Annotated in this window: 23 protein-coding genes; 14 read left to right on the top strand and 9 right to left on the bottom strand. The window is 61.6% G+C overall.

What is annotated here, in order from left to right:
• Nucleotides 1-32 precede the first annotated feature (32 nt).
• Nucleotides 33-806 carry a 3-hydroxybutyrate dehydrogenase gene (locus AADW22_RS10620; RefSeq protein ID WP_407474592.1) on the bottom strand — a complete coding sequence of 258 codons (774 nt, stop codon included), beginning with the start codon at nt 804-806 and terminating at the stop codon, nt 33-35.
• A 423-nt stretch (nt 807-1229) separates the two neighbouring features.
• Here AADW22_RS10620 and AADW22_RS10625 point away from each other — a divergent pair, with 423 nt between their 5' ends.
• Nucleotides 1230-2948: an extracellular solute-binding protein gene (locus AADW22_RS10625; protein ID WP_407473687.1), complete on the top strand. Its 1719-nt coding sequence runs from the start codon at nt 1230-1232 to the stop codon at nt 2946-2948.
• A 91-nt stretch (nt 2949-3039) separates the two neighbouring features.
• On the opposite strand, the gene AADW22_RS10630 is transcribed toward AADW22_RS10625, so the two are convergent.
• Complete coding sequence (locus tag AADW22_RS10630; protein WP_039912303.1) at nt 3040-3663, bottom strand: helix-turn-helix domain-containing protein; 624 nt, start codon at nt 3661-3663, stop codon at nt 3040-3042.
• Nucleotides 3664-3727: 64 nt separating this feature from the next.
• On the opposite strand from AADW22_RS10630, the gene AADW22_RS10635 reads away from it, so the two are divergent.
• From AADW22_RS10635 to AADW22_RS10650, 4 genes are all read left to right on the top strand, one after another.
• The gene (locus tag AADW22_RS10635; RefSeq protein WP_407473688.1) at nt 3728-5242 is read left to right on the top strand and encodes a class I adenylate-forming enzyme family protein; all 1515 of its coding nucleotides are present in this window, start codon (nt 3728-3730) and stop codon (nt 5240-5242) included.
• Nucleotides 5239-5880 carry a DsbA family protein gene (locus AADW22_RS10640; protein ID WP_009824740.1) on the top strand — a complete coding sequence of 214 codons (642 nt, stop codon included), beginning with the start codon at nt 5239-5241 and terminating at the stop codon, nt 5878-5880. Before AADW22_RS10635 ends, AADW22_RS10640 begins: the two co-directional genes overlap by 4 nt.
• A 115-nt stretch (nt 5881-5995) precedes the next feature.
• A complete protein-coding gene (locus AADW22_RS10645) occupies nt 5996-6478 on the top strand; it encodes an adenylyltransferase/cytidyltransferase family protein (protein ID WP_407473689.1) in 483 nt (160 codons plus the stop codon).
• Between the two features lie 90 nt (nt 6479-6568).
• Nucleotides 6569-7804: a multidrug effflux MFS transporter gene (locus tag AADW22_RS10650; RefSeq protein WP_005853775.1), complete on the top strand. Its 1236-nt coding sequence runs from the start codon at nt 6569-6571 to the stop codon at nt 7802-7804.
• Nucleotides 7805-7964: 160 nt separating this feature from the next.
• Here AADW22_RS10650 and AADW22_RS10655 read toward each other — a convergent pair whose 3' ends face one another.
• Together AADW22_RS10655 and AADW22_RS10660 are read right to left on the bottom strand one after the other, a co-directional pair.
• Nucleotides 7965-9266, bottom strand: coding sequence for a DEAD/DEAH box helicase (locus AADW22_RS10655; protein ID WP_005853776.1), 1302 nt, complete (start codon nt 9264-9266; stop codon nt 7965-7967).
• A 317-nt stretch (nt 9267-9583) separates the two neighbouring features.
• Nucleotides 9584-10627, bottom strand: coding sequence for an AbrB family transcriptional regulator (locus tag AADW22_RS10660; protein ID WP_340243819.1), 1044 nt, complete (start codon nt 10625-10627; stop codon nt 9584-9586).
• 134 nt (nt 10628-10761) lie between these two features.
• Here AADW22_RS10660 and AADW22_RS10665 point away from each other — a divergent pair, with 134 nt between their 5' ends.
• Together AADW22_RS10665 and eno are read left to right on the top strand one after the other, a co-directional pair.
• Nucleotides 10762-11631, top strand: a complete 870-nt coding sequence (locus AADW22_RS10665) for a DMT family transporter (protein ID WP_289081048.1) — start codon at nt 10762-10764, stop codon at nt 11629-11631.
• A gap of 69 nt (nt 11632-11700) precedes the next feature.
• Nucleotides 11701-12978: a phosphopyruvate hydratase gene (eno, locus tag AADW22_RS10670; protein ID WP_009824746.1), complete on the top strand. Its 1278-nt coding sequence runs from the start codon at nt 11701-11703 to the stop codon at nt 12976-12978.
• A gap of 89 nt (nt 12979-13067) precedes the next feature.
• Here eno and AADW22_RS10675 read toward each other — a convergent pair whose 3' ends face one another.
• Together AADW22_RS10675 and AADW22_RS10680 are read right to left on the bottom strand one after the other, a co-directional pair.
• On the bottom strand, nt 13068-13748 hold the full coding sequence (locus tag AADW22_RS10675; RefSeq protein ID WP_407473690.1) for a hypothetical protein: 681 nt from the start codon (nt 13746-13748) through the stop codon (nt 13068-13070).
• A 333-nt stretch (nt 13749-14081) separates the two neighbouring features.
• Nucleotides 14082-15227 (bottom strand): anhydro-N-acetylmuramic acid kinase, encoded by a 1146-nt coding sequence (locus AADW22_RS10680; protein WP_407473691.1) that lies wholly within the window; start codon nt 15225-15227, stop codon nt 14082-14084.
• A 65-nt stretch (nt 15228-15292) separates the two neighbouring features.
• Here AADW22_RS10680 and tyrS point away from each other — a divergent pair, with 65 nt between their 5' ends.
• Nucleotides 15293-16543: a tyrosine--tRNA ligase gene (gene tyrS, locus AADW22_RS10685; RefSeq protein WP_407473692.1), complete on the top strand. Its 1251-nt coding sequence runs from the start codon at nt 15293-15295 to the stop codon at nt 16541-16543.
• 41 nt (nt 16544-16584) lie between these two features.
• Here the strand turns inward: tyrS and AADW22_RS10690 are convergent, their stop codons facing one another.
• From AADW22_RS10690 to AADW22_RS10700, 3 genes are all read right to left on the bottom strand, one after another.
• Nucleotides 16585-18396, bottom strand: a complete 1812-nt coding sequence (locus AADW22_RS10690) for an ABC-F family ATP-binding cassette domain-containing protein (protein ID WP_407473693.1) — start codon at nt 18394-18396, stop codon at nt 16585-16587.
• A gap of 84 nt (nt 18397-18480) precedes the next feature.
• The gene (locus AADW22_RS10695) at nt 18481-19230 is read right to left on the bottom strand and encodes a GNAT family N-acetyltransferase (RefSeq protein WP_407473694.1); all 750 of its coding nucleotides are present in this window, start codon (nt 19228-19230) and stop codon (nt 18481-18483) included.
• Nucleotides 19231-19239: 9 nt separating this feature from the next.
• Nucleotides 19240-19704, bottom strand: a complete 465-nt coding sequence (locus AADW22_RS10700) for an outer membrane protein assembly factor BamE (protein WP_037944392.1) — start codon at nt 19702-19704, stop codon at nt 19240-19242.
• Nucleotides 19705-19795: 91 nt separating this feature from the next.
• Here AADW22_RS10700 and AADW22_RS10705 point away from each other — a divergent pair, with 91 nt between their 5' ends.
• From AADW22_RS10705 to AADW22_RS10730, 6 genes are all read left to right on the top strand, one after another.
• A complete protein-coding gene (locus AADW22_RS10705) occupies nt 19796-20350 on the top strand; it encodes a DUF177 domain-containing protein (RefSeq protein WP_037953716.1) in 555 nt (184 codons plus the stop codon).
• Between the two features lie 195 nt (nt 20351-20545).
• The gene (gene rpmF, locus AADW22_RS10710) at nt 20546-20752 is read left to right on the top strand and encodes a 50S ribosomal protein L32 (RefSeq protein WP_005853791.1); all 207 of its coding nucleotides are present in this window, start codon (nt 20546-20548) and stop codon (nt 20750-20752) included.
• A gap of 42 nt (nt 20753-20794) precedes the next feature.
• On the top strand, nt 20795-21871 hold the full coding sequence (plsX, locus tag AADW22_RS10715) for a phosphate acyltransferase PlsX (RefSeq protein WP_064216851.1): 1077 nt from the start codon (nt 20795-20797) through the stop codon (nt 21869-21871).
• Nucleotides 21868-22839: a beta-ketoacyl-ACP synthase III gene (locus AADW22_RS10720; RefSeq protein WP_037944395.1), complete on the top strand. Its 972-nt coding sequence runs from the start codon at nt 21868-21870 to the stop codon at nt 22837-22839. The genes plsX and AADW22_RS10720 overlap by 4 nt, the downstream gene beginning before the upstream one ends.
• Before the next feature lie 97 nt (nt 22840-22936).
• Nucleotides 22937-23239 carry an integration host factor subunit alpha gene (gene ihfA, locus AADW22_RS10725; RefSeq protein WP_005853794.1) on the top strand — a complete coding sequence of 101 codons (303 nt, stop codon included), beginning with the start codon at nt 22937-22939 and terminating at the stop codon, nt 23237-23239.
• A gap of 4 nt (nt 23240-23243) precedes the next feature.
• Nucleotides 23244-24269, top strand: coding sequence for a MerR family transcriptional regulator (locus AADW22_RS10730; protein ID WP_407473695.1), 1026 nt, complete (start codon nt 23244-23246; stop codon nt 24267-24269).
• Nucleotides 24270-24324 lie beyond the last annotated feature (55 nt).

Below are 24324 nucleotides of genomic sequence, written 5' to 3' on the forward strand. Positions count from 1 at the left end.
CGCGCGCGAGGTATCCCCGCGCGCGTGTTGTATTACAGGGCGGTCCAGCCACCATCGACGCTGATCGTTGTACCGGTGATCTGGTCCCCCGCCTCGGAACACAGGAAGGTCGCGGTGCCGCCCAGTTGTTCAACCGTTGCGAACTCTTTCGACGGTTGACGCTTGAGCATGACGTTCTTGATCACCTCTTCGCGCGACATGTCGTATTCTTTCATCGTGTCGGGGATCTGCTTTTCGACGATATCGGTCAGCACATAGCCCGGGCAGATGGCATTGCAAGTGATCGGGTCTTCGGCCGTTTCCAGCGCGGTGGTTTTGGACAGCCCTACGATCCCGTGCTTGGCCGCAATATAGGCGGATTTATAGGGTGAGGCCGTCAGCCCGTGGGCCGAAGCGACGTTGATCACGCGGCCCCAGCCCGCCTCGCGCATCATTGGCAGAGCCATCGCCGTGGTGTGAAACGCAGAGCTGAGGTTGATGGCGATGATCGCGTCCCATTTTTCGGTCGGGAAGCTGGGGATCGGCGCGACGTGCTGGATGCCCGCGTTGTTCACCAGAATATCGCAGCGCCCTGCATCGGTGATCAGCTGGCGGCATTCTTCGGCTTTCGACATATCCGCCTTGATATAGCGCGCGGTTACGCCGGTTTCGTTGGCGATGTCTTTCGCAATAGCGTGGTCTTCGTCGCGGTCGGTAAAGGAGTTCAGCACAACATCCGCCCCCGCCCGCGCCAATGCCCAAGCGATGCCAAGCCCAATACCGGAATTGGACCCCGTGATGACTGCTGTTTTTCCTGAAAGATCGATGCTGTAAGCCATGAAAATCTCCTAGCGTTTCTGCGGGTGCATCATGGCGGGCTGCGAAGCGAATGGAAACGGCTAATTCCGCCCCCCGGCGGAATGCCCCTGCTGCCCGGACATATGCCGGATCACAGGCAAAAAAAAACGTCCGCACGAAGCGGACGTTAAGTTATTGAGGCAGGTTTCATACAGGCAAGAAACCTATCGAGCAGTGAGTTCGTTATACGCAATTCGCCGCCGTAATCCAAGCTTAAAGTTTGAACTGTAGCCGCCGCATCGCTAAGGAATACGCTAATAAAACAAGGGCAGAGCGGGATTGTTGCTAAAATGGCGTTTAAATTTTTCCAAAGCTGTCGGGCAGTTGCAGCAGTTTCTTCACTGATTCTTCTCAGTGGATTCGCCCGCGCCGAGCCCGCACATGGTATATCTATGTATGGGGACCCTGCTCTCCCACCTGATTTTGTGTCGCTGCCCTATGCCAACCCGGACGCGCCCCAAGGCGGTGCGATCGTTCTGGGCAACACCGGCGGGTTTGACAGCCTCAATCCCTTCGTGCGCAAGGGCACCTCTCCGTGGCAATTGCCGTTCTTTACCCACGAAAGCCTGATGGGCCGTTCGTGGGATGAACCTTTCGCGCTTTACGGGCTTTTGGCCGAATCGATTGAGGTCCCGGAGGACCGGTCCTGGGTCGAATTCACCCTGCGACCCGACGCGCGCTTCTCTGATGGCAGTCCCGTCACCCCCGAGGATGTGATCTTTAGCTACGACATGCTCGGCACAAAGGGGCACCCGCGCTACCACGGGCTTTATGCCCAGATCGACAGCATCACCCAGACCGGTCCACGCAGCGTTAAGATGGAGTTCAACACCGACAACCGAGAGCTGGCCCTGCTGGCAGGGATGCGCCCGATCCTGAGCAAGGCGCAATGGGAGGGCCGCGATTTCGCCAACGCCCCGTTGGCGGAGATACCGCTGGGCTCCGGCCCCTATGTGGTCGCTGACTATAGGGCCGGCAAACAGGTCACCCTGACGCGTAACCCTGACTACTGGGGCAAGGATGTACCGTTTCGCAAAGGCACCCATAACATCGACGAGATAAAGCTCGACTTTTATGGCGACGCGAATGTGTTGTTCGAGGCGTTCAAGGCCGGAGAGATTTCCGCCCTGCGCGAATTCAACGCCGAAAGCTGGGCGACGCAATATGACTTCCCCGCCGTGCAGCGCGGTGATGTGGTCAAATCCACCTTCGCCCATAGCAAACCCTCGGGCATGACCGGATTGGTCATGAACACCCGCCGCGCGCCCTTTGACGACATCCGTGTGCGCGAGGCGCTGATCGCGGCCTTTAACTTCGAGTATATCAACGAGACGCTGACCGGCGGGGCGCAACCGCGCATTACCTCTTACTTCTCGAACTCCCCGCTGGCGATGCAAGACGGCCCCGCCACCGGCCGGGTGGCCGAGTTATTGACCCCCTTTGCTGATGACCTGCCCGCCGGCGCGCTTGACGGCTATGCGCTGCCCGTGTCCGACGGATCCGCCCGCAACCGCGCGGGCATCCGCCGCGCCATGGGCGCGCTGGCCGACGCGGGATTCAGCGCCGACGGCGGCACCATGCGGGGGCCTGACGGGCAGCCTTTGTCGTTCAGCATCCTGCTGTCCAAAGGCAGCAGCGAGAATATCGCCATTGCCGAGCTTTATATCCAGGCGCTGGCCCGTCTGGGCATCACCGCGCGCGTAGACGCTGTGGATGACGCGCAATTCGTCGCGCGCAACGCGGCCTTCGACTTTGACATGGCCATCTTCCGCCGCGCCCTTTCGCTGAGCCCGGGCAACGAACAACGCTATTACTGGGGGTCGGAGGCAGCCGATCAGGAAGGCAGCCGCAACCTGATGGGGGTGAAATCCCCTGCCATTGACGCGATGATCGATACGATGGTCGGGGCCAGCAGCGCCGAGGATTTCACCGCCGCCACCCGCGCGCTGGATCGCGTGCTGACCGCCGGGCGCTATGTCATTCCGTTCTGGCAGTTCACCGAAGACCGCATCGCGCATGTCGCAGCGATGAAATACCCTGAACACGTGCCGCTTTATGGCGACGGGCCGAACTATATGCCCGAGGTCTGGTGGATTGAACCGGCCCAGTAAGCGACGCGTGTAGGTATCAGGCGGCGGTGCCTGCGGCGTAGCGGCCCTTCGGGGAGAGTTTATTTGGCAAAATGAAGCGCGGGCACGTCGGTTAGGTGAGCGATGTGACCCAAAGGATCGTGGCGTCCTCATCGCTGGTAGAAACGACGTTATGCCCCATCGTCGCATCATAATAGGCGCTGTCGCCGCGGCGCATTTCGACGGGTTCGTAGAATTCGGTGTATAGGGTGATGACGCCGGTCAGCACGTAAAGGAACTCTTCCCCGTCGTGGCGCACCCAGCCGTCGAATTCATCCATCCGGCGGGCACGGATACGCGCGCGGTAGGGCAGCATCTGCTTTTTGCGCAGCGTATCGGCCAGCATTGTGTGCTCGTAGGTGGTCGTCGCCTTGGCCGCCCCCTCGCCCGATTTGGTGACCGCCATGCGCCCGTTGATCTGCCCCGCCGAGGGGGGCGTAAAGAGCTGTGGCACCGAGATTTCCAACCCCACGGCAAGCTTTTTCAGCGCCTCATAGGTGGGCGACATCTGGCCGTTCTCGATCTTGCTGAGCGTGGAACGGGCCAGTCCGGCCTGATTGGCGGCTTGCTCCAGCGTCCAGTTGCGCGCCTTGCGCAGCTCGCGCACGCGCGCCCCCAGATCTACAGGCGGGGCGGTTTCCGTCTCGCCGCTTTCGCGGGCGATCTGGATCATGGATTTCGGGCCGTCTTGCGTCATGCGCTGGCTATAGCGCCGCGCCGGAGCGCTTGCAACGCTGCTGCGCGCGGGGTAGCGATTGGGCATGCTGTCCGTCTCTGCGTCCTCCGGCTTTGCGCCTTGCCCCGCCCCGTTCAATCTTGCCGCCCATGTTCTGGGCCGCGCCGCCGATTTGGGCGACAAGACGGCGCTTGCCATTGTCGGGGCCGATCGCGTTGAGGCGTGGCGTTTCGACCAGCTTGAGGCCGCCGTACGCGGCACCGCGACGGGGTTGCTGGGCATCGGGCTGCGCCCGGGGGACATCGTGCTGATGCGCCTTGGCAATACTGTGGATTTCCCGCTGGCCTATCTGGGCGCGCTGACCGCAGGCTTGGTGCCTGTCCCCACCGCCGCCGCACTGACAGAGCCGGAGGTCGCCGCGATCATCGCAACCCTCGCGCCCAAGGCGATCTTGCGCGATCCCGCCGTGCCGTGTCCGCCGAATGACACCACCGTTGATCTGGCCCAGCTCAGGTCCATGCGCGATTTGCCCGCGGCCCCCTGGCATATGGGAGACCCCGACCGGCTGGGCTATATCATCTATACCTCTGGCACGTCGGGCCGGCCGAGCGCGGTGATGCACGCACATCGCGCCATCTGGGCGCGGCAGATGATGGTGCGCGGCTGGTATGATCTGAAGCCCGAGGATCGGGTCATGCATGCAGGCGCGTTCAATTGGACCTATACGCTGGGGACCGGCCTGATGGACCCCTGGACCGCCGGTGCCACCGCCTTGATCCCGGCTGCGGGCGTGGCACCTGCGGATTTACCTGCCTTGATGGCGCGGCATGAGGCGAGCCTTTTTGCAGCCGCGCCTGGGGTGTACCGTCAGATCCTGAAACACCACGACCGGATCAACGTACCAAGCCTGCGCCACGGGTTGAGCGCGGGGGAGAAGCTTCCCTCGGCCATTGCCCGGGCATGGGAGGCTGCCAGCGGCACGCCGATTTTCGAGGCCTACGGTATGTCGGAGTGTTCGACCTTTCTCTCCGCCTCTCCCGACCGTCCGGCGCGGGCCGGCACATTGGGCCAGCCTCAGGACGGGCGTCGCATCGCGTTGATCGGGACGGAAGGCCCGGTAGAGATCGGCCAAGAGGGCACCATCGCGATCCACAAGAGCGACCCGGGGCTGATGCTCGGCTATCTTAGCGCGCCGGATCAAACGGCCCAGAAATATCAGGGTGACTGGTTCCTGACCGGCGACCAAGGTGTCATGGGCACGGATGGGCAGATCACCTATCTGGGGCGCAATGACGATATGATGAACGCGGGCGGGTTCCGCGTCTCGCCGATCGAGGTGGAACAAACCCTCGCCAAATTCCCCGGCATCCATGCTGTCGGCGCGGCGGAGGTCGAGGTTAAACCCGACGTGACCGTGATCGCGGCCTTCTATACCGCCGATAGCCCGCTGGACGAGGCCGCGCTGGCGCTTTATGCACAAGACAACATGGCGCGCTACAAGCAGCCGCGCCTTTTCATCCACCTGCCAGAGCTGCCGATGGGCGCGAATGGCAAACTGCTGCGCCGGTCCTTGCGTGCAGCCTATGAGGCACAACGATGACCCAGACGATCAAGCTTGATATCATGTCCGACCCGATTTGCCCTTGGTGCTATATCGGCAAGGCCCATCTGGACCGCGCACTGGAAAGCGAGCCGGACCACCCTTTCGCGATCGAATGGCACCCGTTCCAGCTTAACCCCGACATGCCTGCCGAAGGGATGGACCGCCGTGCCTATCTGGAAGGCAAGTTCGGCGGCAAGGAAGGTGCGGTGCGGGCCTATGCCCCTGTGGTGGAACATGCCGAGAAAGCCGGTCTCAAGATCAACTTCGAGGCGATGCAGCGCACCCCCAACACGCTGAACGCCCATCGGTTGATCCACTGGGCCGGGATCGAAGGGCGTCAAACCGCGGCGGTATCGGCGTTGTTCAAAGCCTATTTTGTTGATGCGCGCGATATTGGCGATGCCGAGGTGCTCGCCGATATCGCCGACGGGATCGAGATGGATGCATCTGTTGTGACGCGTCTATTGGCGACGGATGAGGATATGGAAGACATCCGCAAACGCGACGCGCACAGCCGCGAGATGGGCATCAACTCCGTCCCGACCTTTATCGTGGGCGGGCGTCACGCGGTGCCGGGCGCGCAGCCGCCTGAGCTTTGGAAAAAAGTACTGGCCGAGCTGCGCAACGAAGGCTGAGGCCACGCGCCCGCACTGGCGATATGGGGCAGAAAGGCTTTGCCTTTGTGCTGAAACCCGCCTAGAATCAAACGGATAAAGGGGCAGAGACCCCTATCCAGACCGAGCGGGCAGCATGAAATACGATATCCCCTTTCCCTTCATGGGACGCGGGCGGGCGACGGTGGTGACACCGGCGGCGCGCCCGTCCAGCTTCACACCCTCCACGCCAATCACGCGGACGATCCTGACCTATGGCGGGTTCGACGGATTCCACACCGGTCACGCCGACTGGCTACGGCAGTTGGCCCGTATGGGCAGCGATCTGGTCGTCGGCTGCCAGAGCGAACAGTTCTGTCAACGAGCGGGGCGTCCGGCGCATAGAGGCTTTGCCGCCCGCCGTGCGGTGCTGGAGCGGTGCCGCTATGTCTCGCGGGTCATTCCGCTTGAGACATGGGATCAGGTGCGCAGCGATATCGTGAATTACAACGTCTCGGTATTGGCCCTGCCCGCGCATCTTCCCCTGCCGGTGTCGGGACTGGACGAGATCGTTCAAGTATTGCGTTTGCCGGTGACCGCCCGCGAGACAGTGCAGCGCCAGCGCGCCCAAGCCAGCTGACGGCGCGACGCCGATTGCACTATCTGTAAGGCAGCCTTATGAACACCATAGGCTGCGCCCTGCGGCCCACCGTCACGATGGAGCCGATGGATGACCGACGACCGCCCCGACATCAACATGAGCCGCCCTGAGTTTGTAGCGCTGATTGCGATGATGTTCGCAATCATTGCTTTCTCGACCGATGCAATGCTGCCTGCCCTGCCCGAGATCGGCGCAGAGCTGTCGCCTTTGGATATGACCAAAGTCCCGCTGATTGTGACCGCCTTTATTCTGGGCATGGGGATGGGCACTTTTGTCACGGGGCCGCTGTCGGACGCTTTCGGGCGCAAGAATATCATCTACCTCGGGTCTGCGATCTATATCTCGGGGGCTGTGGTGGCGTGGCTAAGCCAATCGCTTGAGGTGATGCTGATCGCGCGGGTCGTGCAGGGCGTGGGGGCTGCGGGCCCTCGGGTTGTGGCGCTTGCGGTGATCCGCGACCTTTATTCGGGCCGGCAGATGGCCAAGATCATGTCTTTCGTGATGATGATCTTTGTCGTCGTGCCCGCCTTTGCCCCTGCAATGGGGGCTGTGATCATCGCCCTGTCCGATTGGCGTGGCGTATTCTTGTCGTTCATCGTTTTCTCGGCAACCTGTGTGGTCTGGGCCATGCTCCGCCTGCCCGAAACCCTGCCCAAGCCCAAGCGTCGACCTTTGCAGATCGGCCTGCTGTGGAACGCGGTGAAAGAGATATTCAGCAACCCGATGGTATGTCTGTCGATCACGGTGCAGACGCTGGTGATGGGGTTCTTGTTCTCGACGCTGATGCTGGTGCAACCCATTTACGACCAAGTCTATGACCGCGCCGAGAGCTTCCCCTTCTGGTTTGGCGTCGCGGCGCTGATCTCGGGGACGTCGAGCCTGCTGAACGCGCTGCTGGTCGTCCGGCTGGGGATGCAACGGATCGTGATCCTTGCGCTTGGCCTGCAGATCGTATTGTCGGGCCTGATGCTGGGTCTTGGTCTGGGCGATCTGCCAGAGCCCTATGGTTTTGTCTTCTTCCTGATGTGGCAGGCGTCGCTGTTCTTTCAGGTGGGGCTGGTGATGGGCAACCTCAACGCGCTGGCGATGGAGCCTTTGGGCCACATCGCTGGCATGGCGGCGTCGGTCATCGGGGCGGTGTCGACGGTGATGGCGGCCATGCTCGCCTCGCCCATCGGGTTGATGTTCAACGGCACGATCACGCCGCTGATCGGCGCGGTACTGACGCTGGCGACACTCGCCTTTGCGCTGATGCTGCTTCTGGCGCGGGTCAACCGGCAGGCGGCAGCAGACCCCGCGGAATAGGGCTGAGCGACCACGTGGTGGCTGGTGGCGCCGGCTTCGCCCTTCGGGCGAGGATTTAGAGCCATTTGGAAGCGCGGACCATGGCGCTTTAGAGAGAGGTAACAAAAGGGGCACCGCTGATGGCGGTGCCCCTTTTGATCGTGCGTCGGTACCTGCGCGCTTATGCGGCGCGCTGCCCGGCTGGCTTGCGACGACGCCGCGCGGCACCGGCGGGTTTACCCGCACCGCCGCCATTGCCACCGCCCCCGTTGCCGCCACCGCCACCGGGGCGACCACCGCGACCACGACCGCGTCCGCCGCGACCCTTTGGCTTGGCGGGTTCGTCAATCGCTTCCCACGGACGGCCGGAGGCCACGGGGATCGAGATTTTCATCGTCTTCTGGATATCTTTCAGCTCGCCCATTTCATCCGGTGCGCAGAAAGCGATCGCCGCCCCGTCTTTGCCCGCGCGCGCGGTCCGGCCGATACGATGGACATAATTGTCGGGCACATTGGGCAGCTCGTAGTTGTAGACGTGCTTCACGTCGGGAATATCCAGACCGCGGGCGGCGACATCCGTTGCTACAAGCACGGTGACCTCGCCTTTCTTGAAGGATTCGATGGCGCGGTCCCGCTGACCCTGGCTTTTGTTGCCATGGATCGAGGCGGCTTTGAAACCGGCTTTGACCAAATCTTTCATCAGTTTTTCACAGCCGTGTTTGGTCCGCCCGAACACCAGGGCGCGTTCCTCGGTGTGCTTGCCAAGCAGTTCGATCAGCAGGGATTTCTTTTCCGCCTTGGCGATGAAATGCACCTCTTGGGTGATCTTGTCCGCCGCCTTGCCCGGAGGCGAGACTTCGATGCGGATCGGGCTGTTGAGGTAGCTGTTGGCGATCTCGTTCATCAGTTTCGGCATGGTTGCCGAAAAGAGCATCGTCTGACGCTCTTTCGGCAGCACCGCCGCGATCTTGCGCAGATCGTGGATGAAGCCCATGTCGAGCATCTGGTCTGCTTCATCCAGCACAAGGAACGTGGTTTTGTGCAGCAGCACCGCGCGGCGGTCCATCAGGTCCAGCAAGCGCCCGGGTGTGGCCACCAGCAGGTCGACGCCGCGCTCCATCCGTTTGATCTGCGGGTTGATCGACTGGCCGCCGACAATCATCATGGTTTTCAGCTGGGTCCCTTCGCAGAACCCCTTGAGGTTCTCCATGATCTGGTTGGCCAGCTCGCGGGTCGGGGCCAGCACCAACCCGCGCACGGTGCGCGGCTCGGGGCGGGCTTCGCGTTCCAGCATCTGGGCCACCAGCGGGATACCGAAGGCAGCGGTCTTGCCGGTGCCGGTCTGTGCCAGCCCCATCACGTCGCGGCCATTCATCCCGTGGGGGATCGCCTGTTTCTGGATCGGGGTCGGATCGGTCATGCCCATGTTGGTCAAGGCTTTGACCAGACGGCGCGGCAGGCCCATCATTTCAAAATCGCTCATCGTTTTGTCGTCTTTCCGCGGGATGCGGGGCAAAGCCCCTTCCCGCCATAGCAATCACGCGGGCCCTGTCGATGCAGGGAAACCGCGAGGGACGCAAAGCAGATCGCAGGGGGCAGCCTAGTGCCAACACCCTGTCTGTTGCGCTTGGCCCCACGCGTGATTTTGGGAACATCGGCGGCCTTTTGTTCAGCTGTCATAAGACGCGACGATTTTAGGTCGACAGGTCAAGGGCTGGTCTGCTCACGCGGCAGAAGGCATCGCTTGCGCCCCAGATGGGCTGTTTGGGCGGCAAAGTCAACGGTGCTGTGAAAGATAGCCTAGCGCGGGGTGCTGCGTGCCAGCATCAGGGGCAGCACAGCGCTGAGGATGAACAGGCGCATCATGTGGCAGGCGGCGACAAAACCCGGGCTGATCCCCAGCACGCTGCCCATGGCGATCATGGTCTCGAACCCACCGGGCGCAAAGGCCACGAGGATATGCGCCAGCGGCATGCCAAGCGCCATAGCGACCGGGATCGCCCCCAGCAGGGCCAACCCAACGGCAAGGCAGGTCACAGCCAGCCCCGCGGCAAGCCCCTTGGTCAGATCGTCAAGCCGCACGCCGGAGAACCGCGTGCCGATCAACGCGCCAAGCACCACATAGGCGGGCATCACCAGCCACAGGGGCAGCACACCGGGGGCGAGCCCTGTCACATGCGCAAGCGATGACACCAGCATCGGCCCGATCAACATCGGCGCGGGCACCCGGATGCGCCCCAGCAGCACCCCTGCCCCGACGGAGAGCACCGCCATCACCAGCAATGTCACCCCGCCCATAACGGGGCCGTCGGGCACGATGGACCCGCCCAGATCAACCCCCATCGCCAGTGCGACAAAGGGCACCACCAGCGTGAGCGACAACAGCCGCACCGACTGCGTGGTCGAGATACGCACCACATTATCCCCGCCATCGGCCGCCATCGCCAGCACAAAGCTGAGGTGTCCGGGGGCCGAAGCCAGCAGTGCTGCACGACGGTCAAAGCCAAAGAACCGCGCCAGCAGCCACCGGCTGAGCACCAGCATCGCCCAGACCAGCACGGCCATCCCTACAAAAGCCAGCGGCCAGCGCAGCATGGCATCGACCGCATTCTGGTCAAACCCTGCCCCCACCGACAGGCCAATGACGACAAAGCAGATGTTGCGCAGCGGCAGCGACACCCCCATGCGCGCGCCCGCCAGACCGGCCAGCGACACCAGCACCGCAGGCCCCAGCAGCATGTAAATCGGCGCGTTCAGCAGCCAGCCGATACCGGCCCCCACCGCGCCGATACAGACGGTGAAAACGGTCGTATGCGTATCAGACGGGGGGCGCGGCCATTTCATACGCTTGTGCTAGCAGTTGGTCCCTTCCGCCACCAGCCCCGTCACGGGATGCGCCGCGAGGCTTGCACATCCCCCGACAAAGGGACATGCATCCACTGACGGAATTTTAGAACGATTGTATGAAGGAATAGGATATGGACAATCTGCGCGGCGCTTTGATCATGGTGCTGTCGATGTTGGGCTTTGCCATTGAGGACATGTTCATCAAGCTGATCGGGACGGATATCCCGATCGGGCAGATTATCTTTATGCTCGGGACCGGTGGCGCGCTTTGCTATGGTGCGATGGTGGTGATGAAGGGCGAGCCCTTGATGGATCGCGCGATGCTGACCCGCCCGATCCTGCTGCGCGCCTTGGGCGAGATTGTCGGCACATTGGGGTTTGTATCGGCCATTGTGCTGACACCGATTTCTTCTGCCTCGGCCATTTTACAGGCGACCCCGCTGGTGGTGACCCTGGGGGCCGCGCTGTTTCTGGGCGATCCCGTCGGCTGGCGCCGGTGGAGCGCTATTTTGGTTGGTATGCTGGGCGTCTTGCTGGTGATCCGCCCCGGGATGGACAGCTTTCAGGCGCTGTCCCTGCTGGCGGTGCTTGGGGTGCTGGGGCTGTCCTTGCGCGATCTGGCGACGCGGCGGGTGCCGAAATCGACCTCTACGTTCCAGCTGTCGTTCCTTGCGTTTCTGGCGTTGGTCCCTGCAAGCCTGCTTTTCATGCTGGGCACGGGCACGGATTTTGCGCCGATGTCGGGGGTGCAATGGCTGTTCATGGGGGCCGCGCTGACGACCGGCATGGTCGCCTATTACGGCATCGTCGCGGCCATGCGTATCGGCGAAATCAGCTTTGTCACACCGTTCCGCTATGCGCGCCTGCTGTTCGCGATGGTTGTGGGCATCACGATCTTTGGCGAACGCCCCGATCTGCTGACCTATGTTGGCGCAACCATCATTGTTGCCTCGGGCATCTATACGGTATGGCGTGAGCGAAAGGTCAAAGAACAGGCCTGAACACTTTCCATCCTCCCCCCGGCACGCTAAACCGCTGCGCAATTGTCATCTGCAAAAGGATAGCCCCTTATGAGCACGATCATCGACATCCACGCCCGCGAAATCATTGACAGCCGGGGCAACCCCACGGTCGAAGTCGATGTGACGCTTGAAGACGGCACAATGGGCCGCGCGGCCGTTCCCTCTGGCGCATCCACCGGTGCCTATGAGGCGGTAGAGCGTCGCGATGGCGACCAAAAACGCTATATGGGCAAGGGCGTTCTGGAAGCCTGCGCCTCGGTCAATGGCGAGATCGCGGATGCGCTGGTCGGCATCGACGCGACAGAGCAGGTCGAGATTGACGGCACGATGATCGAGCTGGACGGCACCGACAACAAGTCGCGTCTGGGGGCCAACGCCATTCTGGGCGTCTCCCTCGCGACGGCGAAGGCCGCGGCTGATTATTGCTCGCAGCCGCTCTACCGCTATGTGGGCGGCACCTCTGCGCGCATGCTACCCGTGCCGATGATGAACATCATCAACGGGGGCGAGCACGCGGATAACCCGATCGACATTCAGGAATTCATGATCATGCCCGTCGCGGCAGAGAATATCCGCGACGCGGTGCGCATGGGCTCCGAGGTGTTCCACACGCTGAAGAAAGAGCTTTCGGCCGCAGGTCTGTCCACCGGTATCGGTGACGAAGGCGGCTTCGCACCCAACATCAGTTCCACCCGAGATGCACTTGATTTCATTCTGAAATCCATCGAGAAAGCAGGCTACAAACCGGGCGAGGAAATCTACCTCGCGCTGGATTGTGCGGCAACGGAATACTTCAAGGACGGCAGCTATGTCCTTTCTGGAGAAGGGAAAACCCTGACCAGCGCCGAGAATGTGGATTATCTGGCGGCCCTCTGCGCCGATTACCCCATCATCTCTATCGAAGACGGCATGTCCGAAGACGATTGGGATGGCTGGAAACTGCTGACCGACCGTCTGGGTGACAAGATCCAGCTGGTGGGCGACGATCTGTTCGTGACCAACCCCGAACGTCTGGCCGAAGGCATCAAACGGGGGTCTGCCAACTCCATGCTGGTGAAGGTCAACCAGATCGGCACCCTGTCCGAGACGCTGCAAGCGGTCGACATGGCGCATCGTGCGGGCTTTACCAACGTGATGTCCCACCGCTCGGGCGAGACTGAAGACGCGACGATTGCGGATCTTGCTGTTGCGACGAACTGCGGTCAGATCAAGACTGGCTCGCTCGCGCGGTCCGACCGGTTGGCGAAATACAACCAGCTGATCCGCATCGAGGAATCGCTTGGCGTGACAGCGGAATACGCTGGTCGTTCGATCCTGAAAGGTTGATTACGGGGGGCGTCTTGCCCCGCCCGAAGATACGAAAGCGCGCCCGATCAAGGCGCGCTTTTTTTGTGCTTGCGGTGTCGCGTCCAGTGTCAGCTTTGGATCTGACGCAACAAGCCCGACTTGGTAAAGCCCACACGGATCATATCCGTGTCACTTTTCAGCATCGGCATCTTGATCTGGATCGTCCGCCGCTGCGCCCCAAAGGCGACGTTCATCCGGATGGTGGCCACGAATTTGCCTTGCGTCGACGGGCGCACGTCTTCGATCATACCCACGACTTCGCGGTCGGTCGTCATGACCGTAGCGCCCAATGCCGCCGTGATCGGGACAGAGGCCGCGGCGCGGGTCACATCGCCGCTGACACTGCGCGATACCGCGGCGGTCGCGCTGCTGGTCGTCCCGCTGCTGTCGGTTGTCGTGCCGCCGCCGCTGTTGGAGCCGCCGGTGCTGCCGACACCCACGCCAACGCCCGCGACGGAACCCCCGCCAACCGAGGCCCCGACACCAGCGCCCACGCCGCCGACAGAGGCACCTACGCCCGCATCAGCAACCGAACCGCCACCGACAGAGGCTCCCGCCCCCGCGCCGACGCTGCCTGCGCCCACACCAACACCGACATCCGCGGCGGACCCGTGGCCGACACTGGCCCCTACACCCGCGCCAATACCGCCCACGCTGGCACCGACGCCGACATCCAGCGCAAAGGCCGACGTGGCGATGAATACCGTTGCAACCGAAGTTGCGGCGTTTTTAAGAAACATACTCGTCATGGTCATTCTCCTTTTGAAAAGGAACGGCGCAAGCAAAGCCCCCACTTTCTGCGCCACCGTTCTGAGGTAGTACAATTCAAGGTAGAACGACCCCGATCCCAAGCAAGGAAACAGACTGTTTACGGAATACCACTGTGCAAGCGGGCAACAGCCCCTTGCCACGTCGGAGACCCGCGCCGCGCAACTAACCTATTCGGGAAAAACGAAGAATACGCACGACTATAGCGCGAAAAGCCAACGGGCGACTCACGCCGCAACACGTCCTGTCCAGAGAAAAGCGCAGGTCACAGGGGTGACGATACGCTGGCGCGAAACCCATCAAAGGGCCTTATTCTAAACGCTGATCGCCTCCGTCGGCATGCTCACGGTGCCGCCCCCGACCGCAGCCCGCACCCCCGTGGTGCCGGGGCAAGAGGTCGGCAGCCCGCGCGCCACCCGCACGGCAAGATATCCGAAGGCCTGCGCCTCCAGCATATCACCGTCCAGCCCGATCTCTTCTATCGGCATGACCGGACAATCCAGACTGACACTGAGCATCTTCATCAACACAGGGTTGTGCCGCCCGCCCCCGGTGACCAGCACACGATCGGGCAAACGAGGACAATGCTGCATTGCTTCGGCCACGCCAGCGGCACACATGGCCGTCAGCGTCGCGGCGGCGTCGGCGTCCGACAGTTCGGTCACCAGCGCGACCATCTCGTCAAAATCATTCCGGTCCAGCGACTTGGGGGGCATCCGTGCGAAATAGGGCTCGGCCAGAAACAGCTCAAGCGCGCCGGTCTCGACCTGCCCGCGCGACGCGGTCTTGCCGCCCTCGTCAAAGGGCAACCCCAGACGCGCCTGCATCAGATCGTTGATGGGCGCATTGGCGGGCCCCGTGTCGAAAGCCAGCAGCGCCCCCTCCGCCTCGGGCAAGGGGATCGCCGGATCCACCCAGGTCAGGTTCCCCACCCCGCCAAGGTTCAAAAAGGCCACCGGCCCCGTCAGCCCCGCATAGCGGGCGCAGGCGTGGTGAAAGAACGGCGCGAGCGGTGCGCCCTCTCCGCCCAGATGTACATCGGCGCTGCGGAAATCCCACACGACGGGCAGCCCCAGATGATCCGCCAGCGCGACACCGTCGCCCACCTGCAACGTCCCTTGCATGCGCGGCGCATGGGCCAGCGTCTGCCCGTGAAAGCCGATCAGATCGACATCGGTATACGCGCCAAGGGCATCGATATGCGCCGCCGCGACCACCTGCGTCGCCGCCGCCACCTCTGGCCCTGACCATTTGCCGAAACCGGCCGCGATGGTGCGGCGTTCCTCCGCAGAATAACTGCGGTAGCTCGACCTGCCGAAACCTATAATATCGCGGCCGTCCGTCTCGATCACCGCGACGTCCACCCCGTCGAGCGAGGTGCCGCTCATCGCGCCTGCGGCCCGCAGCGGGCCTGTTTTTGCGATCCGTGTCGGGGTTCTTGCCCCTTGGGCCTTATTCATGGCCTTTTCCTTTGTCTGCTCAGCACCTATAGAGTGCACCACCACCCAAGCTGAGGGCAAGCACCATGACATACCACCCCAAATCCGATTTCATCCGCATCATGATGGAGCGCGGCTTTCTCGCCGATTGTACGGACTATCAGGGCCTTGATGACGCGCTGATCAACGGGGCTGTGCCTGCCTATATCGGCTATGACGCGACAGCGAAATCCCTTCATGTGGGGCATCTGATGAATATCATGGTGCTGCGCTGGTTGCAGAAATGCGGCGGCAAACCGATCACCCTAATGGGCGGCGGCACCACCAAAGTGGGCGACCCGTCCTTCCGGTCGGATGAACGCCCCCTGCTCGACAATGACGCCATCGACGCCAATATCGCCGGCATGCAGCAGGTGTTCGAGAAATACCTGTCCTACGGTGACGGTGCCAGCGACGCGATCATGCTGAACAATGCCGAATGGCTGGACAATCTGAACTACCTCGAATTCCTGCGCGACATCGGGCGGCATTTCAGCGTGAACCGGATGCTGTCGTTCGAAAGCGTCAAATCCCGTCTTGATCGGGAACAGTCGCTGTCCTTCCTCGAATTCAACTACATGATCTTGCAGGCCTATGACTTCCTTGAACTCAACCGCCGCTATGGCTGTTTGCTGCAAATGGGCGGCTCGGATCAATGGGGTAATATCGTCAACGGGATCGACCTGACCCGCCGCGTGCTGGATCAAGAGATTTTCGGCCTCACCACGCCTTTGCTCACCACCAGCGACGGCCGCAAAATGGGCAAATCCCAGGGTGGCGCGATCTGGCTGAACGGGGACATGCTGTCGCCTTACGAGTTCTGGCAGTTCTGGCGCAACACCACCGATGCGGACACGGGCAAGTTCCTCAAGATCTTCACCGAACTACCGGTCGAGGAATGCGACCGTCTGGGCGCACTGGAAGGCTCCGACATCAACGCGGCCAAGATCATCCTCGCGAACGAGGTCACGACCCTGCTGCACGGTGTTGAAGCCGCAAAGAATGCCGAAGCCACGGCACGCGAAGTGTTCGAAAAAGGCGGCGTCGGCGATGACCTACCCACCCTGACGCTCAGCGCGGCGGATATCGGCGACGGCATTTCTATCGTGCAGTTGATCGTGAAATCCGGTCTGGCCGGTTCGGGCAAAGAGGCAAAGCGTCTGATCACCGAAAATGGTGCCCGCTATAATGACGAACCGCTGACAGACGCAGGCCTGATGGTCGATGCCGACACGCTGGCCACACCGATCAAGCTTAGCGCGGGCAAGAAACGCCACGCGCTGGTACAACTGGGCTAAGCCCCCGCAATACGCGAGGGGGGCGGGTCGCCCTGCCCCCTTTAGCTTTCGGCTTTTTCTTCCAGCATCAGCCACTCGGCCTCTGCGTCCTGCAGCTTTTCATTCCGCTCGACCAAGGCATCGGTCGCTTTCTGGAATTTCACCGGATTGTCGGAATAGAGCGTCGGATCGCTCATCAACTCTTCCAGTTTCGCGATTTCAGCTTCCAGACGCGCAATCTCGGCGGGCAGCGCCTCGAGCCGGTGCTTTTCGGTAAAGCTCAGGCCCGATTGCTGCGTCGCTTTGGGCTTTTCGGCTTTTGCCCCGGGCTTTGATTTGGCAACAACGCTTTGGTCAAAATCATCCTGCTGGCGCTGCGCCAGATAATCCGTCCAACCGCCCGCATAGACAGTCGCCTTGCCGTCACCTTCCATCGCGATGGTGGTCGCGGCAACACGGTCAAGGAAGTCACGGTCGTGGCTGACCAGCAGCACAGTGCCGTCATAGGTCGACAGCAGCTCCTGCATCAGATCAAGGGTTTCGACATCCAGATCGTTGGTCGGTTCATCAAGAACCAAGAGGTTGCTGGAGCGCGCCATGATCTTGGCCAGCAGTAACCGCGCCTTTTCACCCCCCGACAAGGACCGCACGGGCGCACGGGCCTGCTCCTCGTCGAACAGGAATTCTTTCAGGTACCCAACCACGTGTTTCGGCTGCCCGCGCACCAGAATCTGGTCCGCCTTGCCCGATACACGCATTTCCGGATCGCCGGTCAGACTGTCCCACAGCGACATATCGCCATCAAGCTGCGCGCGCGCCTGGTCGAACAGCGCGATCTCAAGGTTGGTACCCTGTTTGATCTCGCCCCCGTCGGGCTGTTCTTTCCCGATCAGCATATTCAGCAACGTCGTCTTGCCCACACCATTCGGCCCGACCAAGGCGATCCGATCACCCCGCTGGATCGTGATGTCAAAGGGACGTAGAATCGTCTTGTCGCCAAAGGCCTTGGTGATGCCCATAGCCTCGACCACCTTGCGGCCCGACTTCGGCCCCGCTTCCAGCGCCATGGCGGCGGTGCCCTGACGTTTGATCTGGCTGGCGCGTTCGGCTCGCAGGTCTTGCAGGGCACGCACACGGCCCTGGTTGCGCTTGCGCCGCGCCGAAATGCCTTCGACAGCCCACCGTGCCTCCGCTTTGATCTTGCGGTTCAGCTTGTGGCGCTGCATGTCCTCTTCTTCCCACATCTGGTCGCGCCAGGCTTCAAACCCGCCAAAGCCGATGTCCTGCCTGCGCACAACACCGCGGTCGACCCAGAGCGTCGCACGGGTCAACTCGCGCAGGAACGCCCTATCGTGAGAGATAATCACAAAAGCGGCCCGCGTCGCTTTCAGCTCGTCTTCAAGCCAGCGGATCGCTTCGATATCCAGGTGGTTCGTCGGCTCGTCCAGCAACATCAGCTCGGGCTCGGAGGCCATCAGACGCGCCAATGCCGCGCGGCGACGTTCCCCACCCGACGCGGTGCTGACAGGGCGCGCGGGGTCGAATTTCAGCCCCTCTCCGGCGCGTTCGACCTTGTACATCTCGGACGGGTCCAGGCCATGGGCCGCGAAGTCGCCCAAAGTATCGAATCCGGTCAGATCCGGGTCTTGCTCCATATAGCCTACCGAAACGCCGGGCCCGACGATCACGTCGCCGCTGTCGGCCTCGACCAATCCGGCCATAACTTTCATTAAAGTGGATTTACCTGACCCGTTCCGGCCCACCAGCGCCAGTCGGTCGCCAGATTGAACCACAAGGGACATGTCTTCGAATACGGGATCTCCGCCGAATGTCAGCGAGATCTCGTTAACTTGTAAAAGGGGTGCGCGTGCCATGACAGCCAGCTAGCGCCGCGCCGCGTCAGCGTCAATGACCCCTCTTCCAAATGGGCTAAAATCCTCGCCGAAGGCATGAAACTCTTAGGCGGCACCGCGCAGCAGGCGCTTACGCCCCTCGGGGATCGCCGCGATTTCAAGGCCGGTAAACACATGCAGCGTGTTCATCTGGTGGTCGATCACCGCATGATCGCTCACCCAGCCCCCCATCATCAGATAGCTCCGCAGCAGCGGCGGCAGCATTTGTAGCGCGGCTTTCTCGGCCGGTTTATCCAACGTCCGTTCCACAAAGCCCACCGTGTCGGGGGCCTTGACCAACGGCTGCCATTGCAGTGGCGCAAGGTGGCGGCTGTGCAAAAGCGCCATGACATCGCTATAGGGTGCCGGATTTGTGCCCTTGAAGGAGGTGCACCCAAAGAGCAACGCGACCGTATGGGCGTCCACAAACTGCGCCAGCGCGGCCCAGGCCATGCGCACGACATCCGGGTCTGTGACCCCCGGGGCCAGACAGAACCGCCCCAGCTCCATCATCGCGCCGGGGAAATATGTAAGCTTGGTCAGATCGTAGAATTGCGCGGCATAGCTTTGATCCAGCGACGCGCCCTCCATCACCCCGATCCGGCAGCAGCACAGCAGGTCACCGCTGCCTTGATGCCGCACGAGGATATGATGTTTTTGCGCATCAAACCCGTCGATATCGCGCGGCTGAACCAGCCCAAAGGCCCGCGCGCGCAAGGCTTGCGCGGCCTCGATATCCTCGGCTGTGATGGCACAATAGGCGCGGTACGGCCCGCGTAAAAGCGGCTTGATCACAGCACCCTGTGGCACCGTCACGGGCCTGCCCTAGCCAGCCAGCGCCGCAGGGTTCAAGCGGCCAATGTTGCCCAAAAGCTGGCGGATAAAGGATTTATCCGAGATCGGCGAGCTGGTGACGCGGCGGTCAAGGGTGACGACATTGCCACGCTCCAGCCCGAAACGTTCGACGTTCTGCACCACCCCGTTGCTGTCAAAGCTGACAGCGACAACTTCGCGCTCTGTCTCGCGCGGGGCCATGAACCACATCGCCTGACGGCGCGACCGCACATAGTAATACCCCGAATTGGTCAGCAACCCTGCCGACGCGGGCACGCCCACGGTTTCGGCCACGGTGTCGCGTGTGTCCTGGCCCACGGTGATCTTCTCAAGATCCTCTTGCGGCGGGATATAGCCGTGGTTGGAGTATTGCGGGGAGCAGGCCCCAAGCGTCAGACCAGCAGCGAGAACTGTGGCGGTCAGCAGTGTCTTTTTGACATGGCGGTCGATACGCATTCTTGGTGCCCTCTTGCCCTTGGGGATCATGGCTTTTATCTCGCATACACTAAGCACGCCCCATGGTTCAAGAAACGAAAGTACCCCTAACATGTCTCGCACGCCCCCAAGCCCCACAGCATTGCGCGTCGCAGAGCTGTCGCAGAATGCGCAAACCCCTTTCTCCCTGCGTCCCGACGCCGACAGCTTGCGGATGATCGCAGAAGAACTTGATCTTTCAGCCTTACGTAAACTTTCATTCGAAGGGCACCTCAAGGCGCTTGGTCGCAGTGATTGGGAGCTCAAGGCGCGTCTGGGGGCCACTGTGGTGCAGCCCTGCGTGGTGACGCTGGAGCCAGTACAGACGCGGATCGACGTCGATGTCACACGGCTTTTCGTGCAGGATTACGAAGAACCCGAGGAAGCCGAGGTCGAGATGCCCGAGGATGATCGCACCGAACCGCTTGGCGCGTGGATTGATCCCGCGGCCATCATGATCGAAGCGCTTGCGCTTGAGATTCCCGAATATCCCCGCGCCGACGGGGCTGAACTGGGGCAAGCGGTCTATACCAAACCCGGCGACACCCCGATGACCGACGAAGACGCCCGCCCCTTTGCGGGGCTGGCCGGCCTGAAGAACCAGCTTAAGGACGATACCACCGAATAACCCTGCCGGTTTGGGTGAAAAAAGGGTTGCTTCGGCGGGTTTTCGCAGTATTTTGCGCCCTTCACCCCAATTAAGGTTGGACATCGGATAGGCTTCGGCCTAAACGCACGTCACGCCCAAACCGGGAGTTGATCTGAAACACGGTCGTCTTTGGCAGGAAGCCGATGAACGACCCCGAAGGCAAAGGCACCAGACATGGCTGTCCAACAGAATAAAGTTTCCAAATCGCGTCGCAACAACCGCCGCGCACACGATTCGCTGACTGCAGCGAACCCGAACGAATGCTCCAACTGTGGTGAGCTGAAGCGCCCGCACCACGTTTGCGCAGCATGCGGTCACTATGACGACAACGAAGTTGTTTCTCTGAACGAAGAGATCGACCTCGACGAAGACGCGGCGTAAGCTCGTCACGTCAACCGCAGTTCATAAGAGGCATCGCACCAGATGACGGCCACGTCCGATCAGCCTAGCGCGAGAACTCAGCGCACCCTTATCTCAGTTGATGCGATGGGGGGCGATCAGGGCCCGGCAATCGTTGTTGCCGGGTGCTCTGCGTCCGCGCTAAAAAATCCCGATATCAGCTTTATCCTGCACGGCCCTGCCGAAACGCTGGAACCGCTGGTGGCAAAGCGGCCCGAACTGAAAGGGCGCTGCACCATTCGGGATGCCCAAGGGGTTGTCACAATGGATGACAAGCCCAGTAATGTCGTGCGCAATGGCAAGGGCACATCGATGTGGTCCGCCATCGAATCCGTGCGCGATAACGAAGCCTCGGTCGCGGTCAGCTGCGGGAACACCGGCGCGCTGATGGCGCTGTCGATGATCCGCCTGAAAAAGCTGCCGGGTGTGAACCGCCCTGCCATCGCTGTGCTCTATCCCTCTACCAACCCTCAGGGCTTCAACGTTCTGCTGGATGTGGGTGCGGATGTGCGTGCGGATGCCGATGACCTGCTGCGCTATGCGCTGATGGGCAAATCCTACGCCCGCAACGGGATGGACATCGACCGCCCGCGCATCGGGTTGCTGAATGTCGGCACCGAAGAACACAAAGGCCGGACCGAACTGAAAGAAGCCCACGAGTTGATTCGCGACGCCGCGGATGACGCGGGTTTTGAATTTGTCGGTTTCGTCGAAGGCGGCGATATCTCGGGTGATGTCGCAGATGTGATCGTCACCGATGGATTTACAGGTAATATTGCGATCAAGACCGGTGAAGGCACCGCGACGCTGATCGGCAATGGCCTGCGCCAAGCGTTCAAGAATTCGATCTGGTCCCGCGCGGCATCGCTGCTGGCCTATACCTCGCTGCGCCGCGTCAGCAAACGGTTTGACCCGCGCCGTGTGAACGGTGGTGTGTTTTTGGGGTTGAACGGCACGGTCGTTAAATCCCACGGTGCCGCTGACGCGACGGGGGTTTCCTCGGCGATCAAACTGGCCGCGCGATTAGCGGAAAGCGAATTTACAAATCGGTTGGCTGCGCGTGTTGCCGCAGCAAAGCCGACGAAAGAGACCGAAGAATGACAAAAAGAGCCGTCGTAATTGGTGCCGGACATTACCTTCCGGAACGCATTGTCGAAAACGCAGAGTTTGAAGGCAAGATCGACACCAGTGACGAATGGATCCGGTCACGCTCTGGCATTGAACGGCGTCACTTTGTCGGCGAAGGCGAAACCACGTCGACCATGGCCACAGCTGCCGCCAAGGCCGCACTGGCCGACGCGGGCAAGACAGCCGCCGATGTGGATGCCGTGATTGTCGCCACCTCTACCCCCGATCTGACTTTCCCCTCTGCCGCAACGATGGTGCAGGCGCAGCTTGAGATGGAGCGCGGCTTTGCCTTTGATGTACAGGCTGTATGCGCGGGCTTTGTCTATGCGCTGGCCAATGCCAACGCGCTGATCGTCTCGGGTCAGGCTGACCGCGTGCTGGTCATCGGCTCCGAGACGTTCTCGAAAATCATGGACTGGACCGACCGCAGCACCAGCGTGTTGTTTGGTGACGGTGCGGGCGCGATCCTGCTTGAAGCGCAAGACGGCGACGGCACGGCAGCCGACCGCGGTATCCTCTCCACCGATCTGAATTCGGACGGGCGCTACAAAGACTTGCTGTATGTCGACGGTGGCATCAGCACGGGCACGACCGGCTATCTGCGCATGCAGGGGAATCAGGTCTTCCGCCACGCGGTTGAAAAGCTCGCCGCGTCGGCAAACACAGCGATGGACCGTGCCGGCGTCAGCGCCGAGGACGTCGACTGGATCGTCCCGCATCAGGCGAATATCCGTATTATTCAAGGCACTGCCAAAAAGCTGAACCTGTCGATGGATAACGTGGTCGTGACGGTTCAAGACCACGGCAACACCTCTGCCGCGTCGATTCCGCTGGCCCTTTCCGTCGGGCAAGAGCGTGGCCAGATCAAGAAAGGCGACCTGCTGGTCACCGAGGCGATCGGTGGCGGGCTGGCCTGGGGCGCGATCGTTCTGCGTTGGTAAGCGGCTTTTCTTCGCGCGAACAGCACGTTACGCCCCATAGTTGTTGACTTGCGGAAAAATCACAGCCTATGCTGCTTAAAACACATGGGGGGAAGATATGGCCGACAAAACGTTGACCCGGATGGATTTGAGCGAAGCAGTCTTTCGTGAAGTAGGTCTTTCCCGCAATGAAAGCGCGCAGCTGGTCGAAGCGGTGCTTGAACATATGTCCGACGCGCTGGTCAAAGGCGAACAGGTCAAGATTTCATCTTTCGGCACTTTCTCGGTGCGCGACAAGTCGGCCCGCGTTGGCCGGAACCCCAAAACCGGCGAAGAGGTCCCGATTAACCCGCGCCGCGTGCTCACATTCCGCCCGTCCCATCTGATGAAGGACCGGGTTGCAGACGGGAACAAGCGATAACCTAATGCCCAAGTCTCCGGACGCATTCAGAACCATCTCCGAAGTTGCAGAATGGCTTGAAATTCAGGCGCATGTCCTGCGTTTCTGGGAAAGCAAGTTCACGCAAGTCAAACCGATCAAACGCGCAGGCGGGCGGCGATATTATCGCCCCAACGATATGCTGCTGCTTGGCGGCATCAAACGCTTGCTGCATGAAGACGGGCTGACGATCAAAGGCGTCCAGAAGGTATTGCGCGAAGAAGGCATGGGCCATGTCGCGGCCCTGTCTGCGCCTCTTGACGGGGTCACGCAGGATGATCTGGATGCCGGTGGCGACACCATCGACATGACCCCCGCGCCGATGCAAGAAGACGCAGAACAGACCCACGAGGGTGTTGTCCTCCCGTTCGAGCAACGCGGGAGCAAAGCGGCCAAGCCTGCCCCTGTCGAAGCGTCCGAAACACACGTAGAAGCCGCTTCCGCGCCCGAGATGTCGGCCGAGGATACCACGCCACTACCTGCCGACGAACCGACCCTCGACGCGACAGAGCCGGAGCCGGAAGAGACAACCGTCGCCCCCGCCGATACCTCTGCGGAGGACGAAGCAACCCTGCCCGGCTTCCTGCGCCACCCGATGACCGACGCACCGGTGCCGCCAAGCGATAACACACCGGACGAAGCCCCTGACGCTGCGCAAACACACACCCCGGATCAGGACGCGCCCGCGCCGACCATCGACAGCGCGCCAGAGGCAGCGCCGGAAGACAGCACCGCCGAAACGCTTGAGGCGGAAACGCGGGACGTCGAAGCGCCAGAGATCAACGAGGCACCGGAAGCCCCTATTGTTGCAGGTCCCAAGCCGCGTATCATCGATCTGCCGCCTCTGACGGCAGAAGAAGACTTCCCCGCCAAACCCTCTGTGCTTTCTGCTGCATTGCTGTGCCGCGATCTGCCCGAGGATTCGGCCCGCGATATCGCCCCTTTGCTGAGCCGTTTGGGCGAACTGCGCGATTCCATTCGGGCCGATGTGGTCCGCGGCACAAAAGTCTAAGCCGCGCGTGCGATTTGCGACAATTCCCCCTTGCACGCACGGTTTTATCAGGTAT

Origin of the sequence: Sulfitobacter sp. PM12, assembly GCF_045586035.1 — a bacterium.
Classification (GTDB): Bacteria; Pseudomonadota; Alphaproteobacteria; order Rhodobacterales; family Rhodobacteraceae; genus Sulfitobacter; species Sulfitobacter pontiacus.